The following is a 13546-nucleotide window of genomic DNA, read 5'->3' on the forward strand; positions in this document are numbered from 1 at the left end:
CCCGGGCTTCTCGCGACTCGAATGACGCGACTCACAGCCAACCCGAGGCCAGGGGCCAGGCGTTGGAAATGGCGACGCGTCCGCCACTCCCGCTCGCCAACAGCTTCACCCCGAGGCTGTCGGGCCGCGGATAGAGACGACTACTGAGGCTGAAGCGGCCGCTTTGCTCAAACACCTCGATGGATGAACGATCGAGAAACACCCGCAGATGCAGTTGCGTTTGCGCCTGTTCTATCGGCACGCTGCGCTGGCCGCTCACTTGCGCACCCGAGCGGCTGCGATCGAGCACCAGGCGTCGCAGTGACGCGTCGTAATACAGCAGTGTCTGTTCCTGCTCATCGGCACTGCAGCGCAAGGCAATGCCCAACTGACCTTCGGTGCAATCGAGCAGGTCCAGATGCACATGGATCTCCAGTCGGTCGCCACTCACTTGCGGCACCCAGCGGCTGCCCGACTCGCCCCACGGCGCAATGCTCGGCAACGGCGCCTGGCGCAGCGCAACCAGTTCCCGCGCCGGAAAAACGCCGAGGCGATCGCCCTGCAGTTCCAGTTCCCGTGGCAAACCGAGCATGCCGCACCAGTGATGGGCCTGGCTCGGCATCGGGCTTTCCCACATGTCCAGCCAGGCCCACACCAGGCGCCGACCATCAGCGGCCACCAAGGTTTGCGCGGCATAGAAATCGTGGCCGTTATCCAGCTCGATGAACGGCCCGCCGCTGAAGTGCCATTGGCTGTCGAGGTGGCCAATGCGATAACCGGTCTGATACTTGTTGAGCCGTTCGTAACCCGCCGCTGGCATGCCTTGGGGGGAGTACAGCAGTACGTCGCACCCGTCGAGGCGAAACAGGTCCGGGCATTCCCACATGTAGCCGTCGCCCTCAGTGCCCCTGGACACATAATCGAGAAATTCCCAGGCGCGCAGGTCCGTGGAGCGGTATAGCGGCAGCAGCGGCGTGTCGCCCAGGCGAGCCCCGGCAATCAGGTACCAATAACCATCCTCCTGCCAGACCTTGGGGTCACGAAAGTGCATGATCGCCGCTTGCGGCGCGTCCTCGATAACGGCGCCATGCTTGACGAAGCGGACGCCGTCGACACTGGTGGCCAGGCACTGGACCTGGCGGATCAGGCGTTCGTCACCCACCTCTCCCAGCCAGGTGTGCCCGGTGTAGATCAGCGCCAGGGTGTCGCCACACACCACCGCGCTACCGGAAAAACAGCCGTCGCGGTCGAAGTCGTCACCCGGCGCCAGGGCAATGGGCAGATGTTGCCAATGAACCAGATCGGCGCTCTTGGCGTGGCCCCAGTACATCGGGCCCCATTTGGCGTCGAAGGGGTGGTGTTGGTAGAACACGTGGTACTCGCCCTGGAAAAACACCACTCCGTTAGGGTCGTTCATCCAGCCCGTTGGCGGGGCCAGATGATAGTCGGGTCGATAGTCGTGGATCAGGCGAGACAGGCCATCACGCAGGGCCTGTTGCGCATGTTCGAGAGAGGCGGGCATCGGTTTGCTCAGGCTATTCAAGGATAAAGTCATAGGGCGCCCGCATGGGCCGGGCGCAGGGCGACGTCATCGGGCAGGCGGTCGATGGCGTGGCGTTTCAACGCCGTGCCGTGTGTGTCGAACACATGCAGATTGTCGATATCCAGTTGCAGTTCGACCCGATCGCCCACTCGCCATCCGGCGTTGACCTCACAACGACAGACCATGGGGTCGTCCTGGCCGGTGTCGAGGTGCACATAGGTTTCACTTCCCAGGTATTCGACCCCGCTCACCACGATGCCGGCCGTTCCCTGGGCCGCCTTGAGGGCGATATGTTCCGGACGAATCCCCAGGCTCAGTTGCGTATTCGCAGCCAGCCCCGAGCTGTCGAAGGGCAGGGACGTCATGCCCAGCACCAGGCTTTCAACCTGGCTGGTTTCGCCTGGCGCATGCAGGAACGCGGCAAGGAAATTCATCCTGGGTGAGCCCAGGAAACCGGCGACAAAGCGGCTGGCCGGACGCTCATAGAGTTCCCGTGGCGAGCCGACCTGCTCGATACGGCCGCCATTGAGCACGACAATCTTGTCGGCCAGAGTCATCGCTTCAACCTGGTCGTGGGTCACGTAGATCATGGTCGAGCCCAAGCGCCCATGCAGCCGGGCGATTTCGTTGCGCATCTGCACGCGCAGGGACGCGTCGAGGTTGGACAGTGGCTCGTCGAACAACAGAATGTCCGGCTCCCGCGCCATGGCCCGGCCCATGGCCACGCGCTGGCGCTGGCCGCCCGACAGTTCCCGTGGCTTGCGTTGCAGCAGTTTGTCCAATTGCAGGATCTGCGCGGTTTTCAGCACCCGCTCGCGCAGGCTGGTCTTTTCGGTCTTGGCCAGCTTGAGGCCAAAGCTGATGTTGTCGTAGACGCTCATGTGCGGGTACAGCGCATAGGACTGGAACACCATGCCGACGCCACGCTCGCGCGGCTCCAGGTCGTTGACCCGGCGTCCGTCGATCAGCAGGTCGCCGCCACAGATCGAATCCAGCCCGGCGATCAGCCGCAGCAGGGTCGACTTTCCACAGCCCGAAGGGCCGACGAAGACCACGAATTCGCCTGCCGAGATTTCCAGGCTGACGTCGCGAAGAATGCGTGCGCCGCCCAATTGTTTGTTCACGTTGTCCAGCTTCAACTTGATCACGATGCTGTTCCTTTTTTTGTCTGTGTTGGGCCTCAACCCTTTAACGCACCGGCAGTGAGGCCGGAAACAATGCGGCGCTGGAAGATCAGCACCAGAATCACCAAGGGCACCGTGACCAGCACCGACGCCGCCATCAACAGGCCCCAAGGCAGCTCATGGGGACTGCCGCCGGAAATCAGCGCGATGGCGACTGGGACCGTGCGTTGCGAGTCGGTCAGGGTGAAGGTCAGGGCAAAGAGGAACTCGTTCCATGCGGCGATGAAGGCCAGAAGGCCGGTGGTGACCAGTGCCGGCCAGAGCAGCGGCAACAGCACGCGGGTCAGCGTGACCCAAGGTGACGCACCGTCCATGATGGCGGCCTCTTCCAGCTCATGAGGCAGTTGCCCCATGAAGGTGGTCAGCACCCAGACGGTGAAGGGCAGGGTGAAAATCGTGTAGCTCAGGATCAACGCCCAGGAGGTGTTGTACAGGCCCAGGGCACGGATCACTTCGAACAACCCCGACAGCACCGCGACTTGGGGAAACATCGAGACGCCCAGGACCATCATCAACACCGGACCGCGCCCGCGAAATTTCACCCGGCCCAAGGCATAGGCGGCGGTCAGGCTGAGGAACAGCGCCAGCGCGACCACGCACAGGGCAACCACCAACGAGTTGCCGATAGCCCGCAGGAACGAGGCCTGGTTGAGCACGGCGGCGTAGTTGGAGAAGTCGGGCTGGTCGATCCAGTAGCTCACCTGGAACAAGGCGCTGGACGGTTTCAGCGACGTTACGATGGCGTAGTAGAAAGGGAAGACCGCATACACCAGCAAGATTGCGATCAGGCACCAGAACCCGAGGCGCAACAGGGCTTTCTTCAGCAGACGCGGGCTCATGAGCGGACCTCCAGCTGACGGCGTCCGAGGTACAGATAAACCATGGCGATCGCCGCGACGACCAGGAACAGCAAGGTCGAGGCAGCGCTGCCATAACCGACGTCCTGGAATTCCACCAAGTGCTGGCGGGCATAGACCGACATGCTCATGGTGCTCGACGAGTTCGAGGTCAACACATAGATCACGTCGAAGACCCGCAGGGAGTCGAGGATCCGGAAGATCGCCGCCACCAGCAAGGCCGGCATCAGCAGCGGCAGGGTGACCCGCCAGAACACTTTCACCGGGTGGATGCCGTCCACCCTGGCAGCTTCGTAGCAGTCGCTGGGCAGCATCTGCAAGGCCGCCAGCATCAGCAGGGTGACGAAAGGCACGGTCTTCCAGACGTCGACGATGATCACCGCCCACATCGACAGGTCCGCGTCGGCGGTCCAGGCCAGCGGCGCGTCGATCAGGCCCAGGCCGAGCATCAGGTGATTGATGATGCCGAACTGGTCGTTGAGCATCCATGACCAGATCTTTGCGGAGACGATGGTCGGGATCGCCCAGGGGATCAGGATCAACGCCCGCACCAGGGCGCGTCCGCTGAACCGGACGTTGAGCAGCAACGCCACCAGCAGCCCAAGGACGATTTCCAGCCCCACCGACACCACGGTGAAATGCAAGGTGTTGCGCACCGCATTCCACCACTGTGGATCGACGAGCAGGCCTGACCAACCGGCACTGCTGTGAAACAGATAATTGCTCAAACCGACAAAGGTTGCATCCCCCGTATCGGCGAGGCTGGCGTCGGTCAGGCTGAACCAGAAGGTACGCAGCAGCGGCCAGGCCGCCACCAGCGCCAGGCACAGCAGCATCGGGGTCAGGAACAGCCAGGCGGCGCGAACGCGACGGCGTTGTACCGGCGTTTCCCGGGGGAGCAGGTACTCGTCGTCGGGGGCGAGTGTGGTGGAGACAGACATGGTGATTTCCTTCCTTGTGGCTTACCAGTTCCGGCGTTTGATCCGCGTGAGTTCGCTTTCCAGCTCGGCCAGGGCCTGATCCACCGGTTGCTCGCCCGCCAGCACGCCGTGCACTTGATCGAAGAAGGCATTGGAGACCCGTGGATAGCGGTCGGCGGTGATCGAGGCGGGGCGCATGACCCCATCGTTGAGAATGCTGTGCAGTTGGCTGTAGTAAGGCATGGCCGCGAGCAACTCGGGATCCTGGTAGAGCGACTCGATCACCGGGTTATAGGCGCCAACCAGGGCGCGGTGTTTCTGTTGTTGGGCGCTGCTCAGGTAACTCACCAGTTCCGCGGCGAGCTTGGGGTTGGCGCTATAGCGCGACACCGCCAGGCCCCAGCCGCCGAGGGTGGACGCATGAGTGCCCGTCGCGCCGCCGCGAGGCAGGGGCGCGACGCCGACCTTGTCTTTGACGGCGCTGTCCTGGCTTTGCACCAGTGCCCAGACATAAGGCCAGTTACGCATGAACAGCGCATTGCCGGACTGGAAGACGCCGCGTCCTTCTTCCTCGGTGTAATTGAGCACGCCACGGGGGGCGATGTCTCCGACCCAGCTTTTGGCCAGGGTCAACGCCGCCCGTGAGGCCTGGCTGTTGACCACGATGTCGCCTTGGGCGTTGACCAGCCCACCTTGCGGTTGGCTGCTGATCCACTCCAGGGCATTGCACGTCAGGCCTTCGTAGGCGCGCCCTTGGAATACATAACCCCAGGCATTGGCGTTCCCGGCAGCGCGCTCCGCCTGCTGGACAGTCCTGGCGGTGGATGTCATTTCTTCCCAGGTCTGGGGCACGGGCTTGTTGTATTTATCGAGCAAGTCCTTGCGGTAATACAGCAACCCCGAATCGGTGAACCACGGCATGGTCACCAGGCGCCCGTTCACCGTGGCGTTATCCACCTGGGCCTGGAAATACCCCTGGGTGGCGTCGGCCGCAAGCACCTCGCGCAAGTCCATCAAGTGTTTGGCCAACATTCCTGGCCACACCATGTCGATCTGGATGATGTCGATGTCGCTGGATTGCGCACTGAGGATCTGTTGGTAGAACGACAACCGCTCGGTCGCCGAGTTAGGCGTGGAAACCACTTCGACGCTGTTGCCGGTCTGCTTCGACCACGCCTCGACGGCTTCCTTGCACAGTTGCAATTCGGCACCCACGGCACCACAGGAAATCGTCAGGTTGGCGGCAGTCGACAGGGCTGGAAACCCGACGCAAAGGCCGAGCAGCGCCACTGGAAGGAGCGATTTGAGCTGTTTCATAAAGCCCTCTTTATTTTTGTTTTTAGAAAAGTTAACGTTAACATCGCCAAATGTAGCAGCGTATTTGCGATGAGGCATCCTTTTTTTCCTCTGATTTGACAATTCAGAACCTGGGCGGAAAAGGTCGGTCGCGGCAACAGAACAATAAAAACAAAACAGGAAAATCCACATGCAGAAAGCATCAAGCTGGCTACTCGCAAGCGTGCTCGGCGCCTCGGCGGCCACCTCTCAGGCCGCGACGCTGGAAGAGCGCATGGCGGCGTTCGAAGCCCGTGCCAGCGCAGCGGAAAAGCGTGCAGCCGCCGCCGAACAACAAACCCAGGCACTCGCCAGGGAACTGCAGCAAATCAAACTCGCCACACCCGCCCCACAACCGACCATGTCCGCCGTTGTGACACCCACGCTCGATGCCCGCCTGGCAAAACTCGAAGCCCGCCAGCAAAGTACGGAAAAGCAGGGCGGTAGCGCTCACCTCACTGACGGCTTCAGCTTCAAGGGCTACGCCCGCTCCGGGTTGCTGATCAACGATGGGTTGGGAGGCGGGCGTGGCGGTCCGTACACCACCCCGGCCGGTTCTGTCGGCGGTGCCGTGGGGCGACTCGGAAACGAGGACGATACTTACATGCGCATCGACCTGTCGAAAGAGCTGTACGCGCAGAACGGCACCCGCTCCAAATTCACGGTGTCCATTGCCGATGGCGTAGAGAGCTCCAACGACTGGACTGCCGAGGAAAGCAATCTGAACGTGCGCCAAGTGTTCACGGAACTCGATCACCTCGCGGCATTCAAGGGCAACTCGATGTTCGAGCATTCCACCTTGTGGGCCGGCAAGCGCTTTGACAGGGACAATTTCGACATCCACTGGCTGGACTCTGACGTGGTCTATCTGGCCGGCACCGGGGGTGGCATCTACGACGTGCAGATGACCAAGGACTGGCGCTCGAACTACTCGTTGATCGGGCGTAACTACGGGGACTTCAGCGAGGGCGGGGTCAATGCCGATGTGGAAAGCTACATCCTGACGTCCAACCAGTTTTTCGACGGCGGGCAGTGGCAGTGGATGTTCAACGCCATAGGCTCGAAGAAAAACGACTTCGGCACTCGCACCAATGAAGTGGGCCTGGCGCCGGCCGACTCCGGTTTGCACAGCATGGTCGCCAATCACCAGAAAACCTTCTTCGGTCGCGAAGGCTTCTTCAAGACAGCGCTGCTCTATGGGCAGGGGTTGGGGGCTGAGGTCAAGAACGTCGGCGCCGATGGCGAATTGATCGACGATGCCCGGGCTCTGCGTGTGGCGCTGTACGGCGAAACGCCCCTGGCCTCCGACTGGCGCATCGGCCCGAGCCTGCTGGCCGAGCGAAGCAAGGATCGCTACGTCAAGGGCGACGACTACCGTTGGATGACCCTGAACGTGCGCTTGGCCAACGAAATCAACAGCAATTTCGAGATGGCCTACGAGATGAGTTGGCAAACCATGCAGCTCGACCCCAAGGGCTACCTGCAACGCAATGCGGTTGACGGCAACTTCTGGAAGTTCACGGTGGCCCCGACCTTCAAGCCCGACTTGGGCGATCTGCTTACGCGCCCTGAGCTGCGTCTGTTCGCCAGCGTCATGAATTGGTCGTCGGACCTGGACAGGTACAGCGCCACAGACGCCTTCGGCAAGACGGACTTCAACGCCGGCGGCACCTGGCAGTACGGCCTCCAGATGGAAACCTGGTTCTGATACCCGCCAGTCGAGACCTGTGGGAGCGGGCTTGCTCGCGAAAGCGGAGGATCAGTTTGCGGTGATGCTGGATGTGCTGACGCCTTCGCGAGCAAGCTCGCTCCCACAGTTATGCCGAGTCGTTTACAGACTTCGCAGTCAACACCATCCTCTGTGGGAGCGAGCTTGCTCGCGAAAGCGGAGGATCAGTTGCGGCGATGCTGGATATGCTGACGCCTTCGCGAGCAAGCTCGCTCCCACAGGTTTGCCGCGTCGTTCACAGACTTCGCAGTCACCACCCATCCTCTGTGGGAGCGGGCTTGCTCGCGAAAGCGGAGGATCAGTTGCGGCGATGTTGGATGTGCTGACGCCTTCGCGAGCAAGCTCGCTCCCACAGCCTTGCCACGGCTTTTGCGATTAACGTGTATGCCAGCCCAACTGGCTTGAGATCTGTTGGGTGGCTTGCATCAGTTGCTTGACGTAGTCCTGCTTCAACTCTTCCCTGAAGCGAAAGCACGGGAATGAAACACTCATCCCGCCGATCACATGGCCAAAACGGTCGCGGATCGGGGCCGCCAGGCAACGCATGTTGTCTTCGAACTCTTCATGGTCCTCGGCATAGCCTTGCTGGCGAACGGTCCCCAGTTCCTGCAGATACGCCTCGACGCTGGTCAGGGTATTGGCCGTGCGGCGCTCGAAGCTTTCCTGTGCCAGGTGGGCGAGCAGCTCATCTTCTTCGAGCCAGGCCATCAATACCTTGCCGATGCCGGTGCAGTACAACGGCGCCCGTCGACCGATCCGCGAGTACATGCGCAGGTTGTACTTGGAGTCGATCTTGTGCACGTAGACGATGCTGCCTTCGTCGAGAATCCCCAGGTGGACGGTCTCGCCGGTCAGCTCGTTGATCCTGCGCATCCCGGGCTCCGCTTCCCGGACGATGTCCAGATGGGGCAGGGCCTGGGCGCCCAGTTCGAACAGCCGGACACTGAGGCGATAGCGATCCTCGGCGTCCTGCACCACATACCCACGGGCCTTGAGCGACTGCAGGAAGCGATAAACCGTGGCCTTGGACATGTCCAGTTTGGTGGCGATTTCCGACACGCCGCTTTCTTCCGGATGCTCGGCCAGTGCCTCGAGCACGGCCATGGTCCGGCCCACCGCCGACACCAGATCGTTGTTGGGAATGACGCTGTTGTCCATGAAGGCTCCAACGTGAAAGTAAAACCCAAGGATATACGCAAGCAGAACAAAACGCTGTTTCATTTTTGCTTGACGAGGCCGGAAATCTGACTAGACTCGGGCCTTGAGATAAAAATGAAACGCCGTTTTAAAAACAAGAAAGGCGCGTTGATTATGGACTTAACGCTTGACCATGGCCCGCAGACCCGCTTCGCCCGCCCGCTGAAAGTGGCGTTGGTGGGGGAGTGCATGATCGAGATGCGCGGTGAGCCGGGTGCCGCGATCACGCAGACTTTCGGTGGCGATACGCTCAACACCGCGGTCTATCTGGCCCGATTGAATCCCCATGGCGCGGTGGCCGTGGACTACATGACGGCCGTGGGCAGCGATGCGTTCAGCATCGCCATGCGCCGGTCCTGGCTGGACGAGGGGATCGGTGATGCTCATGTCCGCGTGATCGAAGGCGCGCTGCCGGGGCTGTATTTCATCCAGACCGATCCACACGGCGAGCGGCGTTTCCTCTACTGGCGCGGGGAAGCGGCGGCGCGGCGCATGTTCGAGGGCCCCGAGGCCGACGCCATGCTCGCTGCATTGGCCGATTACGACTACGTCTACCTGAGCGGCATCAGCCTGGCGATCCTCACGCCAGAAGGCCGCCAACGCTTGATCCAGGCTCTGCCCAGGGCTCGTCGAGCGGGCGCACGCATCGTCTTCGACAACAACTACCGCCCCCATCTCTGGCCCGATCCTGAATCGGCCCGGCAGGCCTACCGCGCCCTGTTGCACCTGACCGACCTGGCCCTGATCACCTGGGAAGATGACGCGACCCTGTTCGGCTATCGCGACCCGGACGCCTTGTTCAGTGCCTACGCCCAGGTGGGAGTACGCGAAGTCGCCCTCAAGCGTGGCGCCGCCAGCTGCTTGATCCAGTGCCCGACAGGGCGTTTCGAGGTGCCCGCGCAAACCGTTTCCGATGTCGTCGACACCACCGCTGCCGGTGATTCGTTCAGCGCCGCCTACCTGGCCTGTCGCCTGCGCGGCGGCGCTCCAGAGCAGGCCGCCCGCTGGGGGCATCGCCTGGCGGCCCAGGTCGTCCGATATCGGGGCGCGCTGATTCCCCATGCGGCCATGCAGGACATGGCCGCATCCTCACTTCCTTCTGTTGCACAGGTCTGACTTTATGAAAATCGTTGAAGCGCGCGTCATCGTCACCTGTCCGGGTCGCAACCTGGTCACGTTGAAAATCGTCACCGATGACGGCCTCTACGGCATTGGCGATGCAACCTTGAATGGCCGCGAACTGGCGGTCGTCGCCTACCTGGAGGAGCACGTCCTGCCCGCGCTGATCGGCCGCGATGCCCACCGCATCGAGGACATCTGGCAGTACCTGTATCGCGGCGCGTACTGGCGCCGGGGACCGGTGACCATGACGGCCATCGCCGCCGTCGACGTGGCGCTGTGGGACATCAAGGCCAAGGCCGCGAACATGCCCTTGTACCAATTGCTCGGCGGCAAGAGCCGCGAGCGGGTGATGGTCTATGGGCATGCCACCGGCAAGGACATCGAAGGGTGCCTGGACGAAGTCGCCCGTCACGTCGAGCTGGGCTATAAAGCCGTGCGTGTGCAATGCGGCGTGCCCGGCATTGCCACCACCTACGGTGTCGCCAAGCGCAGCGGTGAGCGCTATGAACCGGCCGACAGCGACCTGCCCGCCGAACACGTCTGGGACACCGCCAAATACCTCAACTACGTCCCCAAGCTGTTCGCCGCCGTGCGCGAACGTTTTGGTGATGACCTGCATATCCTCCACGACGTGCACCATCGCCTGACGCCCATCGAAGCCGGGCGCCTGGGCAAGGCCGTGGAACCGTACAACCTGTTCTGGCTGGAAGACTGCACGCCGGCGGAAAACCAGCAGAGCTTCCGTCTGATTCGCCAGCACACCACCACGCCGTTGGCCGTGGGCGAGGTGTTCAACTCCATCCATGATTGCCGCGAGTTGATCCAGGAACAGTTGATCGACTACATCCGCACGACGCTGGTGCATGCCGGCGGTATTACCCATGTGCGGCGCATTGCCGATTTCGCCGCGCTGTTCCAGGTGCGCACGGGTTTTCACGGCGCCACCGACCTGTCGCCGGTGTGCATGGGCGCGGCCCTGCATTTCGATACGTGGGTGCCCAACTTCGGCATCCAGGAACACATGCCTCACGAAGACCGCATCGATGAAGTCTTCCCCCATGCCTATCGGTTCGAGGACGGCCACTTCACGCCGGGCGAAACCCCGGGGCATGGCGTCGACATCGATGAAGACCTTGCCCGCCAATACCCCTACAAGCGCGCCAGCCTGCCGGTCAACCGTCTCGAAGACGGCACGCTCTGGCATTGGTGAAGCGGTTTCAACCCTTTGAGGAAACGGGGCGAATGCCCCGTCAGGAGTGACTGATGAAAGCGTTCCAGGTAAGAGCACCCTTCGAGTTCGGGCTGGCCCAGGTCGACCAACCCCAGGTCGCCCACGGCGAGGTCCAGGTCGATGTGGCGTATGCCGGCATCTGTGGCTCGGACATGCACATCATTCATGGGCAGAACGCATTCGTGCGGTTCCCCCGTGTCACCGGCCATGAGTTTTCCGGGGTGATCCGGCAAGTCGGTGAAGGCGTCGAGCACCTGCAGGTGGGCGACCGGGTGTGCATCGATCCGGTGATCAGTTGCGGCACTTGCTATCCCTGCCGCATTGGCCGGCCCAATGTCTGCACGCGGCTGCAAGTGATCGGCGTGCACCGCGACGGTGGCTTCAGCGAGCAGGTCTGCGTACCGGCCGAAAACGCCCACCGCCTGCCCGATGCGATGTCCCTCAGCCACGGCGCCCTGGTCGAGCCTTATTCCATTGCCCTGAACGTGCTCGATCGCATGCAGCCGCACCCTGGCGACAGCGTGTTGATCTATGGCGCCGGGGTGATCGGCCTGACCCTGGTGCAAATGGCCCGGGCGTTGGGATTGACCGACATTACCGTTACCGATGTCATCGACAGCCGCCTGGAGACGGCACGGGCGCTGGGCGCCAGCCGGACCCTCAACGGCCAGCAAGTCGATGTCGAAGCCGTCATGCGCGAGCTGACCCAAGGCGAGGGCGTGCCGTTGATTGTCGATGCCGCCTGCATTCCGGCACTGATGCCGCAGATGGTGCGCCTGGCCTCGCCGGCCGGGCGTATCGGGTTGCTGGGCTTCAATGCCACGCCCAGTGATCTGGTGCAACTGGAAATGATCAAGAAGGAACTGACCCTGGTGGGATCGCGGCTCAACAACCGCAAGTTCCCCCGGGTGATCGAATTGATCGCCAGTGGCAAGTTGCAAGTCCAGGACCTGATCAGTCATCGCGTCACCTTCGACGAAATGCCCGGCGCCATCGACCTGATCGAAAAGCACCCCGAGCAAACCCGAAAAGTGCTGGTGGAGCTGACGAACGCCCATCACTGAGCCGTCGGCACCACCGGTTTCACCGTGCCTGTCATGGGCACCCTCACCGAATAAACACAACAAGCGGGAGGTTCCACCATGTTTGGTCAAGGACGTAGCTTAATCATCATCATGCTGTTCCTGGCTGGGGTCATCAATTACCTCGACCGGTCGGCATTGTCTGTGGCGGCACCTTTCATCCAGAAGGACTACGGTCTGAGTACGGGTGAGATGGGCATGATCTTCAGCAGTTTTTTCGTCGGCTATGCGGCCTTCAACTTCATCGGTGGCTGGGCCGCCGACCGTTACGGCGCCAAGACCACCTTGCTGCTGGCTATGGTCTTGTGGTCATTGTTCAGCGGCCTCACGGTGCTGACGGTGGGCTTCGCTTCGCTGGTGCTCATCCGGATCCTGTTCGGCATGGGCGAAGGACCACTGAGCGTCACCACCAGTAAAATGGTGAACAACTGGTACGCCCCCAAGCACAGGGCGCGGGCGCTGGGTACGTCGATGTCCGGCACGCCGCTGGGCGGGGCGATTTCCGGTCCGGTGGTGGGCTTTATCGCCGTCACCTACGGTTGGAAAATCTCGTTCATTATCATCATGCTGATCGGCCTGATCTGGGCGGCGGTGTGGTTCAAGTTCGTCAAGGAACGGCCCGAAGGCGAGGGCGCCGAGGATATTCTCCGAGCCGAGGGGCAGAGCGAACTGGCGGCACAACCGGTGTTCCCTTTGCGGTTCTACCTCAAGCAGCCGACGGTGCTGTTCACCTCCCTGGCGTTCTTCTCCTATAACTACACCTTGTTCTTCTTCCTGACCTGGTTCCCCAGCTACCTGACCATGGCCCACGGCTTGAACGTCAAGGACATGAGCATCGCCACGGTCATTCCCTGGGTTCTGGGTTTCCTCGGTTTGGCCCTGGGCGGCTTCATCTCTGACTTCGTGTTCAAGAAAACCGGGCGGATAATGTTCTCGCGCAAAGTGGTGCTGGTGACGTGCCTGCTGGCCTGCGCTGCCTGCATCGCCTGTGCCGGGATGGTGACTACCTTGTATCCAGCGGTGATTCTCGTCGCCTTGGCGGTGTTCTTCCTTTACCTCACCGGCGCCATCTATTGGGCGATCATCCAGGACACCGTTCCGGCTGCGCGGGTGGGTGGCGTCAGTGGTTTCATGCACTTTCTGGCGAACACCTCGGGCATTGTCGGCCCGACCCTGACGGGCTTTTTGGTGCAGTTCACCGGTTCGTTCACCAGTGCGTTCCTGCTGGCGGGGCTGCTGACCGTGATCGGTGCCGTGTGTGTCGCGCGCTACGTTAAACCGCTGTCGGTGGCGGATACCGGTAACGCGGCGGCACAAAGCCCGCAGCCCGTTTCGGCCCTGGGCCGTTCCTGAACAGAAGGAGTGAG

11 protein-coding genes are annotated in these 13546 nt (G+C 61.9%); 5 read left to right on the forward strand and 6 right to left on the reverse strand.

The window, feature by feature from the left end; genetic code table 11:
- Positions 1–31: 31 nt before the first annotated feature.
- From BT125_RS21355 to BT125_RS21375, 5 genes are read right to left on the reverse strand one after another with little or no spacing between them, the layout of a single operon-like run.
- Positions 32–1534, reverse strand: coding sequence for a glycoside hydrolase family 32 protein (locus tag BT125_RS21355; RefSeq protein ID WP_072410041.1), 1503 nt, complete (start codon positions 1532–1534; stop codon positions 32–34).
- Positions 1531–2670 carry an ABC transporter ATP-binding protein gene (locus BT125_RS21360; protein WP_072410043.1) on the reverse strand — a complete coding sequence of 380 codons (1140 nt, stop codon included), beginning with the start codon at positions 2668–2670 and terminating at the stop codon, positions 1531–1533. Before BT125_RS21360 ends, BT125_RS21355 begins: the two co-directional genes overlap by 4 nt.
- 32 nt (positions 2671–2702) lie before the next feature.
- Positions 2703–3545, reverse strand: a complete 843-nt coding sequence (locus BT125_RS21365) for a carbohydrate ABC transporter permease (protein WP_060742699.1) — start codon at positions 3543–3545, stop codon at positions 2703–2705.
- Positions 3542–4504, reverse strand: coding sequence for a carbohydrate ABC transporter permease (locus tag BT125_RS21370; RefSeq protein ID WP_072410045.1), 963 nt, complete (start codon positions 4502–4504; stop codon positions 3542–3544). The genes BT125_RS21365 and BT125_RS21370 overlap by 4 nt, the downstream gene beginning before the upstream one ends.
- A gap of 21 nt (positions 4505–4525) precedes the next feature.
- Positions 4526–5800 carry an ABC transporter substrate-binding protein gene (locus BT125_RS21375; RefSeq protein WP_072410048.1) on the reverse strand — a complete coding sequence of 425 codons (1275 nt, stop codon included), beginning with the start codon at positions 5798–5800 and terminating at the stop codon, positions 4526–4528.
- 169 nt (positions 5801–5969) lie between these two features.
- On the opposite strand from BT125_RS21375, the gene BT125_RS21380 reads away from it, so the two are divergent.
- Positions 5970–7526: a carbohydrate porin gene (locus BT125_RS21380; RefSeq protein WP_072410051.1), complete on the forward strand. Its 1557-nt coding sequence runs from the start codon at positions 5970–5972 to the stop codon at positions 7524–7526.
- Between the two features lie 396 nt (positions 7527–7922).
- Here the strand turns inward: BT125_RS21380 and kdgR are convergent, their stop codons facing one another.
- Positions 7923–8705: a DNA-binding transcriptional regulator KdgR gene (gene kdgR / locus BT125_RS21385; protein WP_072410053.1), complete on the reverse strand. Its 783-nt coding sequence runs from the start codon at positions 8703–8705 to the stop codon at positions 7923–7925.
- Between the two features lie 153 nt (positions 8706–8858).
- On the opposite strand from kdgR, the gene BT125_RS21390 reads away from it, so the two are divergent.
- The 4 genes from BT125_RS21390 (at position 8859) to BT125_RS21405 (ending at position 13532) form a co-directional block, all read left to right on the forward strand.
- Positions 8859–9860: a sugar kinase gene (locus tag BT125_RS21390; protein ID WP_072410170.1), complete on the forward strand. Its 1002-nt coding sequence runs from the start codon at positions 8859–8861 to the stop codon at positions 9858–9860.
- Between the two features lie 4 nt (positions 9861–9864).
- Complete coding sequence (gene manD / locus BT125_RS21395) at positions 9865–11076, forward strand: D-mannonate dehydratase ManD (RefSeq protein ID WP_072410055.1); 1212 nt, start codon at positions 9865–9867, stop codon at positions 11074–11076.
- Positions 11077–11129: 53 nt separating this feature from the next.
- On the forward strand, positions 11130–12161 hold the full coding sequence (locus tag BT125_RS21400) for a Zn-dependent oxidoreductase (protein WP_072410057.1): 1032 nt from the start codon (positions 11130–11132) through the stop codon (positions 12159–12161).
- A 78-nt stretch (positions 12162–12239) separates the two neighbouring features.
- A complete protein-coding gene (locus BT125_RS21405; protein ID WP_072410059.1) occupies positions 12240–13532 on the forward strand; it encodes an MFS transporter in 1293 nt (430 codons plus the stop codon).
- Positions 13533–13546: the final 14 nt, after the last annotated feature.

This window comes from Pseudomonas sp. NFACC04-2 (assembly GCF_900119265.1).
GTDB classification, from domain to species: domain Bacteria; phylum Pseudomonadota; class Gammaproteobacteria; order Pseudomonadales; family Pseudomonadaceae; genus Aquipseudomonas; species Aquipseudomonas fluorescens_AA.

Coding starts and splice junctions, on each gene's coding strand:
- BT125_RS21370 (WP_072410045.1), bottom strand. CDS start 4,504: ATGTCTGTCTCCACCACACTCGCCCCCGACGACGAGTACCTGCTCCCC.
- kdgR (WP_072410053.1), bottom strand. CDS start 8,705: ATGGACAACAGCGTCATTCCCAACAACGATCTGGTGTCGGCGGTGGGC.
- BT125_RS21380 (WP_072410051.1), top strand. CDS start 5,970: ATGCAGAAAGCATCAAGCTGGCTACTCGCAAGCGTGCTCGGCGCCTCG.
- manD (WP_072410055.1), top strand. CDS start 9,865: ATGAAAATCGTTGAAGCGCGCGTCATCGTCACCTGTCCGGGTCGCAAC.
- BT125_RS21355 (WP_072410041.1), bottom strand. CDS start 1,534: ATGACTTTATCCTTGAATAGCCTGAGCAAACCGATGCCCGCCTCTCTC.
- BT125_RS21400 (WP_072410057.1), top strand. CDS start 11,130: ATGAAAGCGTTCCAGGTAAGAGCACCCTTCGAGTTCGGGCTGGCCCAG.
- BT125_RS21365 (WP_060742699.1), bottom strand. CDS start 3,545: ATGAGCCCGCGTCTGCTGAAGAAAGCCCTGTTGCGCCTCGGGTTCTGG.
- BT125_RS21390 (WP_072410170.1), top strand. CDS start 8,859: ATGGACTTAACGCTTGACCATGGCCCGCAGACCCGCTTCGCCCGCCCG.
- BT125_RS21405 (WP_072410059.1), top strand. CDS start 12,240: ATGTTTGGTCAAGGACGTAGCTTAATCATCATCATGCTGTTCCTGGCT.
- BT125_RS21375 (WP_072410048.1), bottom strand. CDS start 5,800: ATGAAACAGCTCAAATCGCTCCTTCCAGTGGCGCTGCTCGGCCTTTGC.